Below are 542 nucleotides of genomic sequence, written 5' to 3' on the forward strand. Positions count from 1 at the left end.
TGTTGATCTTGCCCTGCTCGCCCAGAACGGGTTCACTCGTGTATCCATGGACGGTGGCAGAAACACTCACCGCAAATGCGGTTTCAGCCTCCACTATGTTGCCCAACGACGGCGTACTGATGCTGCTGTCCATGGTTATGCCGATGCCAAACTGCATACGTCCGTAGTCAATGCTGCCCTTGAGCCAGCCTAGACGACGAGCCATGAGCCAACGCCGGGAGAACGCTATTACGGAACCCTGTTCAACGGACTGAAACCTGTTGGTCACGTACGTTATATCTATTTCGTAGTCCGTAGGAAGTACTCGAACAGTTTGAATGGTGCTACCCGAATTAACGTTCAGCACCATGCCACGACGCATCATCTGATGTGGGTTATACGAGTCTATGTTCTCGGATATCTTCTTGACCTCGAAGTACGCGTACGGATACGTCAACGGCTTTCCTTTCCCAAACAACTTTTGGAGCTGAGCCGTTTTATCATGCGTGTTGATGAACGCACACTTCGAACAGTTGAATACCTGTTGGAACCGAGACTGGAAT

1 protein-coding gene is annotated in these 542 nt (G+C 50.6%); it reads right to left on the bottom strand.

The window, feature by feature from the left end:
• The coding region (locus AC1RPN_RS08155) for a hypothetical protein (RefSeq protein WP_481763710.1) at nt 1–205 on the bottom strand (205 nt) is incomplete at its 3' end.
• Nucleotides 206–542: the final 337 nt, after the last annotated feature.

Source organism: Dellaglioa sp. CoH-57-MRSF-20, from assembly GCF_056781955.1.